Origin of the sequence: Magnetospirillum sulfuroxidans, assembly GCF_018224925.1 — a bacterium.
Classification (GTDB): Bacteria; Pseudomonadota; Alphaproteobacteria; order Rhodospirillales; family Magnetospirillaceae; genus Magnetospirillum; species Magnetospirillum sulfuroxidans.
This window is the reverse complement of sequence record NZ_JAGTUF010000006.1, coordinates 162,393-169,979: the sequence shown is the minus strand read 5'-3', so window position 1 is coordinate 169,979 and position 7,587 is coordinate 162,393. Positions and strand designations below refer to the sequence as shown.

Annotated in this window: 5 protein-coding genes; 1 reads left to right on the top strand and 4 read right to left on the bottom strand. The window is 62.2% G+C overall.

Translation table 11 applies throughout. The features are described from left to right. Nucleotides 1-178 precede the first annotated feature (178 nt). Complete coding sequence (locus KEC16_RS09215) at nucleotides 179-1,561, top strand: M23 family metallopeptidase (protein ID WP_211548093.1); 1,383 nt, start codon at nucleotides 179-181, stop codon at nucleotides 1,559-1,561. Nucleotides 1,562-1,813: 252 nt separating this feature from the next. Here the strand turns inward: KEC16_RS09215 and clpB are convergent, their stop codons facing one another. From clpB to prfA, 4 genes are all read right to left on the bottom strand, one after another. Next, on the bottom strand, nucleotides 1,814-4,402 hold the full coding sequence (clpB, locus tag KEC16_RS09210) for an ATP-dependent chaperone ClpB (protein ID WP_211548091.1): 2,589 nt from the start codon (nucleotides 4,400-4,402) through the stop codon (nucleotides 1,814-1,816). Between the two features lie 206 nt (nucleotides 4,403-4,608). Further along, the gene (locus KEC16_RS20195; protein WP_428846055.1) at nucleotides 4,609-5,472 is read right to left on the bottom strand and encodes a DUF4167 domain-containing protein; all 864 of its coding nucleotides are present in this window, start codon (nucleotides 5,470-5,472) and stop codon (nucleotides 4,609-4,611) included. Nucleotides 5,473-5,680: 208 nt separating this feature from the next. Further along, nucleotides 5,681-6,526: a peptide chain release factor N(5)-glutamine methyltransferase gene (prmC, locus tag KEC16_RS09200; RefSeq protein WP_346344058.1), complete on the bottom strand. Its 846-nt coding sequence runs from the start codon at nucleotides 6,524-6,526 to the stop codon at nucleotides 5,681-5,683. Further along, on the bottom strand, nucleotides 6,523-7,581 hold the full coding sequence (prfA, locus tag KEC16_RS09195; protein ID WP_211548089.1) for a peptide chain release factor 1: 1,059 nt from the start codon (nucleotides 7,579-7,581) through the stop codon (nucleotides 6,523-6,525). Before prfA ends, prmC begins: the two co-directional genes overlap by 4 nt. Between the last annotated feature and the right edge of the window lie 6 nt (nucleotides 7,582-7,587).

Here is a 7,587-nt window from a genome sequence, read left to right as displayed (position 1 = left end):
CACTTTTCCAAAACCAAACAAAACCGCCACTCCTAACAGCCAAAATGAATCCCGCACGCCCGCGCGAGTCTTATATATGATGACATTGGAAAACTTCAGACACGGCCCAAAAATCTTGCTTTCAGCCGACCCGGCTGCGATAACCCTTGGCACCACGCAAAATTGACGGACCCGACCATTGACCAAGCGAGTCTCGGCCAAGATCAAGCGTTCATTGAAAGCCGTGGCCGTCGTCGGCCTGGCGGGCATCGCCGCGATGATCGCCGCCCGCCCCTTTGTCCATATCGGTGACCGGGACGAATCCTTTATGGATGGGCCGCCGCCGATGTTCATGGATGCCGAGGCCGAACACTCGGCCAAAGCCCTGCCGCTGACCACCGACAGTGAATTGGAAGACCGCGCCACCCGCCCGGTGGAAAACCATGTCAGGGTTGGCGCCGGCGATACCCTGGGCGACGTCCTGGCCCGAGCCGGGGTCGATGGCGTCGAAGCCACCCAGGCCATCGAAGCCTTGCGCGACGTCTTTAATCCACGTGCCCTGAAAGCCGGACAAAAGGTCAAGGTCACTTTCGAGAAATCCCCCCACGGCTTTGGCCATGGCGGCTTTCAGATGGTGTCGCTGAACGCCGACCCCATCCGCGTCGTCGGCGCCCAGCGTGATGCCAAGGGCGGCTTTGGGGCGATTGAGACCATGCGCCAAGTCAGTAAGCAAGTGGCGCACAATTCCGGCCAGATCAAATCCAGCCTGTTCGAGAGCGCGCAAAATGCCGGTGTCCCGGTTCAGATCATCATGGCGATGATCAAGGCACTGTCCTATGACGTCGATTTCCAGCGCGATATTCAGTCCGGTGACGAGTTCACCGTGGTCTATGAAGGGTTTTACGACACCAAGGGCAAATTGGTGCGTCACGGCGAGATGCTGTATGCCGCCGTTAACCTGTCGGGGAATCCCATCGCCATGTACCGTTTCGATAACGGCCAGGGCACGGTGGAATATTTCAATGAGAAAGGCGAAAGCGTCAAAAAGGCGCTGCTGAAGACGCCGGTCGATGGCGCCAAGATCACCTCGGGCTTCGGCATGCGCAACCACCCGATCCTTGGCTATTCCAAGATGCACAAGGGTATCGACTTTGGCGTGCCCACCGGCACCCCGATTCAGGCCGCCGGCGACGGCACCGTCGAAATCGCCGGCTTCAACGGCTCGTACGGGAATTACGTCCGCTTGCGCCATGGCTCCGGCTTTGGCACCGCCTATGCCCATATGAGCCGCATCGCCACCGGCATCGCCCCCGGCAAGCGCGTTGCCCAAGGCCAGATCATCGGCTTTGTCGGCACCACCGGCCGTTCCACCGGCGCCCACCTGCATTACGAGGTGCTGCGCGGCAAGGACCAGATCAACCCGCTATCGGTCAAGATGCCCACCACCACCAAGCTGGCCGGCCGCGACCTGGACCGTTTCAAGACGGTCAAGCGTGATACCGATGTGTTGATGGTGAAAATCCCGCCCTCGACCCGACTTGCCGCCAATGCCCTGGGCAAGTCAGCAGCCTTGACCAACTAAACCCCGGACAGATCGTATCGTCGAGGCGGAACGGGGATGCCCTTGGGCATCCCCGCCCTCGCGGCCAGCACCCCTATGGGGGGGGAGGGGGGACGGAGTACCGGCCGATTGAAATTCTGGAGCGCCCGGCTTTCTGCGGGCGGCGACCTTCTAACATGTGGCATTGGGCAATGCAAACCAGTTACGCACACCTGCGCCGCCCTAATCAAGTTCTCACCGCCTCCCCTATCCTTTGGGAGAGGGGCTGTGCGCTTACTTCAACGCAACCTCGTGCCCGTCAATGGTCAAAGCCCCGCAATCCGCGGAAACCTTGACCTTCGACCCATCCGTGACCCGGCCCTCCAAGATCAGGCCGGCCAGCGGATTTTGCAAAGCCCGCTGTATGATCCGCTTCAACGGGCGTGCTCCGTAAATAGGGTCGTAACCCTTTTGCGCAAGCCACTCATTGGCGGATTCATCCAAATCCAGACTGATTTTGCGATCCGCCAGCAAGTGCCGCAACCGCGCCAACTGGATTTGTACGATCCCGGTCATGTGGGCGCGGCCCAAACGATGGAACAGCAAGATCTCGTCCAGGCGGTTAAGGAATTCGGGACGGAAGGCATCGCGCACCACTTCCATCACCAAGCCCCGAACCTCGTCCGAATCATGACCTTCCTCTTGATGTGCTAAAATGTCCGACCCCAGATTCGAAGTCAGCACGATCAGAGTGTTGCGGAAATCCACCGTTCGCCCTTGTCCATCGGTCAGACGGCCATCGTCAAGCACTTGCAGCAGCACGTTGAAGACGTCGGGATGGGCCTTTTCCACCTCGTCGAACAAGATCACCTGATAGGGTCGCCGCCGGACCGCCTCGGTCAGCGCCCCGCCTTCCTCGTAGCCGACATAGCCGGGCGGCGCCCCGATCAGGCGGGCGACGGAATGCTTTTCCATGTATTCCGACATATCCATCCGCACCATGGCGGTTTCGTCGTCGAACAAGAACTCGGCCAAGGCCTTGGTCAGCTCGGTTTTGCCGACGCCGGTCGGCCCCAGGAACAAGAACGAGCCGATGGGGCGGTTGGGGTCCTGCAAGCCGGCCCGCGCCCGGCGTACGGCGTTGGAAACGGCGACCAGGGCCTCGTCTTGGCCGATCACGCGGGCCTTGAGGCGGTTTTCCATGTCCAGCAGCTTTTCCCGCTCGCCCGCCAGCATCTTATCCACCGGAATACCGGTCCAGCGCGACACCACCCCGGCGATGTGCTCTTCGGTCACCGCCTCATTGAGCATGCGGCCCTCGGCCGCATCGGCCGTCGCCAGCTTGCGTTCCAGATCGGGGATCACCCCGTACAACAATTCGCCGGCTTTTTGATATTGCCCCTCGCGCTGGGCCTTGTCGGCCTCGATACGGGCGGCGTCCAACTGTTCCTTCAGCTTGGTGGCCGAAGCCAATTGATCTTTTTCCGCCCGCCATTCGGCGCTGATCCGGGCACTATCGACTTCCAGTTCGGCCAGTTCCTCATCCAGAACCTCCAACCGATCCCGGCTGGCGCGGTCACTTTCCTTTTTCAAAGCCTCGCGTTCGATCTTCAACTGAATGATCCGGCGGTCCAGTTCGTCCAATTCCTCGGGCTTGGAATCCACCTCCATGCGCAAGCGTGAGGCGGCTTCGTCGACCAGATCAATGGCTTTGTCGGGCAGGAACCGATCGGTGATATAGCGATTGGACAAGGTCGCCGCCGCCACCAGCGACGAATCCGAGATGCGCACGCCGTGATGCATCTCGTACTTTTCCTTGATCCCACGCAAAATCGAGATGGTGTCTTCGACCGTCGGCTCGGAGACGAAGACCGGCTGAAAGCGCCGGGCCAGGGCCGCGTCTTTTTCCACATGCTTGCGATATTCGTTCAGCGTGGTGGCGCCGACACAATGCAACTCGCCCCGCGCCAAGGCCGGCTTGAGCAGGTTCGAGGCATCCATCGCCCCTTCCGCCGCCCCGGCGCCGACCAAGGTGTGCATCTCGTCGATGAACAAGATGACGTCGCCATTGGCGGCCTGGATTTCCGACAGCACCGCTTTCAGGCGTTCCTCGAACTCACCCCGGAACTTGGCCCCGGCGATCAACGACCCCATGTCCAAGCTCATCAAGCTTTTCAGCTTAAGATTCTCGGGGACATCGCCATTGACGATGCGAATGGCCAAGCCTTCGATGATGGCGGTCTTGCCAACGCCGGGTTCGCCAATCAGCACCGGATTGTTTTTGGTCCGCCGGCTGAGCACCTGGATGGTGCGGCGAATTTCCTCGTCGCGGCCGATCACCGGGTCAAGCTTGCCTTCCCGCGCCGCCGCCGTCAGGTCACGGGCGTATTTCTTCAAGGCGTCATAACCGTCTTCGGCGCTGGAGGAATTGGCCTTGCGGCCTTTGCGCATCTCCTCGATGGCGCGATTAAGCGCCTGCGGGTTCACCCCGGCCTCGGACAGAACCCGAGCCGCGGCAGAACCAGCGCCCATGGTCAAAGCCAGCAGCAGCCGCTCGGCGGTGACGTATTCATCACCAGCCTTGGTCGCGGCTTCTTCCGCCAACTGAAACACCCGCGACAATTCGCCGGTCAGATGCAGACCGCCGGCGCCAGGGCCTTCGACGGTGGGTTGTTTGGCGATTTCGGCTTCAACGCCGGCCAGCGCTTTTTTGTGATCGCCGCCAGATGCCTTGATCAGCTTGGCCGCCAAGCCTTCCTTGTCGTCCAGCAGAACCTTGAGCAAGTGTTCCGGCGTCAACCGTTGATGGCCATGACGCAACGCCAAGGTCTGGGCCGATTGGATAAAGCCCTTCGAGCGTTCGGTATATTTGTCGAATTCCATGAATGCCTCCGATGCGACGGAACACGGGGACCCCAACCGCGGCAGCCCTGGTATTCCTCGAACATTCGCTAATGATTTAGTGGGGTTCCCGCCGGTTGCAAGCGGAGGGCTTAAATGTCGAAGGGCGCGCCGCCCCCCTTTACCCGATCACGGATAAAGGAGGGCGGCACGCCCCAAAACGCTCAAAGACAAATGCGCGTGAACGCTTAGATCAGCACCGGCTCGGCATCGGCCGGAGCCGCCTCGGCGGCCGGCTCGGCGGCGGCGGCGGGACGGCGACGACGGCGCACCGGAGCACGGGCCGGAGCATCGTCCTCGCCCTGGGCGACGGCAGCGGCCGGCTCGGCGGCGGCTTCGACCACCGGAGCAGGAACTGGGGCCGGGGCCGGAACTGGGGGGGTTGCGGCGGCGGCAACCGGCTGCTCTTCCACCGCGGCCGGCTGGCGATATTCACGCCGTTGGCGCGGTTCCCGCGGCGGCCGTTGCTGCCCCTCCGAACGGTCACGCTCGCCGCCTTGGCCGCGCTCATCGCCCTGATCGCGGTCATCGCGGTCATCGCGCTGATCGCGGTTGTCGTTCTGATTGCGGTCGTCGCGCTGATCGCGATCATCACCTTGGCCACGGTCATCGCGTTGGCCGCGATCGTCACGCTGGTCATGGTCGTCGCCGTCATCGTCCTCGGCCGGCATTTCTGCCTGATCCTCGGCCGGAGTCGGCAAATTCTGCGGGCGGCGCTGGCCGTTATTCTGATTATAGGCGTTGATCAGCCGGAAATAATGTTCGGCGTGCTGATAGAAATTCTCGGCCGCATGGCGGTCGCCTTGCGAGGCGGCATCGCGGGCCAAGGTCAGATACTTTTCCATCACCTGATGGGCATTGCCACGGATCCGGCCTTCGGGGCCGTTGGAATCGAACACTTGGCTGCGGACATTGATGTTGCGGACATGTCCGCCGCCGCCGCCGCCACTGCTGTGCCCACCACCGTGACCGCCGCCGCCATGATTGATGCGATTGGGATTGCCGCCATTATTGCCACGGCCGCGGGAACGTTGCTTCGGATTGGGATTCACTGGTTCCGCCTTCTCAAGGTCTTATCGGTGCTTTTCACTCAAACGATCTGCCCTGGCTGACCAGGGTCCTCGTAAGCCAACGGCCGACGATGACGGGATCGGAAGGCGCCAAGTGAGGGTGACGGAGCCACAAGCTCTACGCCGGCCTCGATCAGGGGCGCTCGACGGCGCAACCCTAGCCGGGTTGCGGTTTCTTTCCAACACTTTTTTACCGTGTCGCAAAAACACAACGGCCAATGCCGGAAAGGTCAGGCGCAACGCGGGGCGACGACAAGCCGGCGGCGGTGAACAAGGCGGCGACATCGTCGGCCTGGCCGGCGCCGACCTCGACCCCGACCACGCCGCCTGGCGCCAACAACCGGACGATATGCGGCGCCAGGGCGCGATAGCATTCCAGTCCATCGCCGCCGCCGGCCAAGGCCGAACGCGGCTCGTGCCGCGATACTTCCGGCGCCAGCCCGTCGATTTCACCATCGGGGATATAAGGCGGGTTGGAAACGATGACATCGAATTGCCCCGAAAGCCCTTGCCCCCAATTGCCACATTGAAAGCTTGCCCGTGCCGCCAGACCGGTGTTCGCGGCATTTTCCGCCGCCACCGCCAGGGCCGCCGCGCTCTGGTCAATGCCAAGACCGCTGGCCTGGGGCAATTCCGACAGCAAGGCCAGCAAGATGCAACCGCTGCCGGTGCCGAAATCCAGCAGCCGCAACGGCGCGGCGTGATCGACAAGGCGTTCAAGCATCCCGGCCACCAGGGTTTCCGTGTCGGGGCGCGGGTCCAAGGTATCGGCCGTCACCCGCAAATCCAGGGTCCAAAACCCGCGTCGCCCCAGAATGTGGCTGATCGGCTCGCGGTTTTCGCGGCGCGCCGCCATGCCTTCGATCGCAGTTTGTTGTTGCGGGTCAGGAATAATCTCGGGATGGCTGATCAGCCGCCCCGGCTCCACCGCCAACGCCTCGGCCACCAACAGACGGGCATCCAGACGGGCGGTGTCGATGCCCGCGGCTTGAAAGCGCATGGTCAGCGCCCGCAGCCAATCGCCGGCGCTGATCACTCGCCCATCTCGGCCAGACGCTCGGCCTGATCGGCGGCGATCAAGGCGTCGGCCACCTCGTCCAGCGCCATGCCGTTCATCATCTCGTCGATCTTGTAAAGGGTCAGGTTGATGCGGTGATCGGTAACCCGGCCTTGCGGGAAATTATAGGTGCGGATCCGTTCCGATCGGTCCCCCGAACCGACTTGGCTTTTGCGGTTGGCGGCGCGTTCGGCCGCCTTGGCCGCGCGCTCCATCTCGTAGAGCCGGGCCCGCAACAGCTTCATCGCCGTCGCCTTGTTCTTGTGCTGGCTTTTTTCCTGTTGGCAAGCCACCGCCAAGCCGGTGGGAATATGGGTGACGCGCACCGCCGAATCGGTGGTGTTGACCGATTGCCCACCCGAGCCCTGGGACCGATAAACGTCGAACCGCAAATCCTTGTCGTCGATCTGGATATCGACTTCTTCCGCTTCCGGCATGATCGCCACGGTCGCGGCCGAGGTGTGAATGCGGCCGCCCGATTCGGTCGCCGGCACCCGCTGCACCCGATGCACGCCGGATTCGAATTTCAGCTTGGCGAAGACGCCGCGCCCGGTGATGGTGGCGCTGGCTTCCTTCATGCCGCCGATGCCGGTTTCGTTGACGTCCATCACCTCGAAACGCCAGCCCTTGGTGGCGGCAAAGCGTTCGTACATGCGGAACAATTCGGCGGCGAACAGCGCCGCCTCTTCTCCACCGGTGCCGGCGCGCACTTCCAAGATGGCGTTCTTTTCATCCGCCTCGTCTTTCGGCAACAGCATCAACTGCACATCGCGTTCCAACGCCGGCAGCGTTTCCTTGAGCGCGTAGAACTCTTCGCTGGCCAAATCCTTCATGTCGGGATCGGCCATCATCGCCTCGGCCTCGACCATGTCGGCGCGGGCTTTCTTCAACGCCTGAACGGCATTGACCACCGGCTCGATGTCAGAGAATTCCTTGGACAATTTGGCGAAAGAGCCGCCATCGCCGACGGCCAGCAATTCACGCAGCTCGTCATAGCGGTACAGCACTTTGTCCAATTGGGCATCGAGAGTCATGGTGGT

What these genes read in the sequence shown, in the direction of transcription:
- clpB (WP_211548091.1), bottom strand. Translation starts at nt 4,402, where the DNA reads ATGGAATTCGACAAATATACCGAACGCTCGAAGGGCTTTATCCAATCG.
- prfA (WP_211548089.1), bottom strand. Translation starts at nt 7,581, where the DNA reads ATGACTCTCGATGCCCAATTGGACAAAGTGCTGTACCGCTATGACGAG.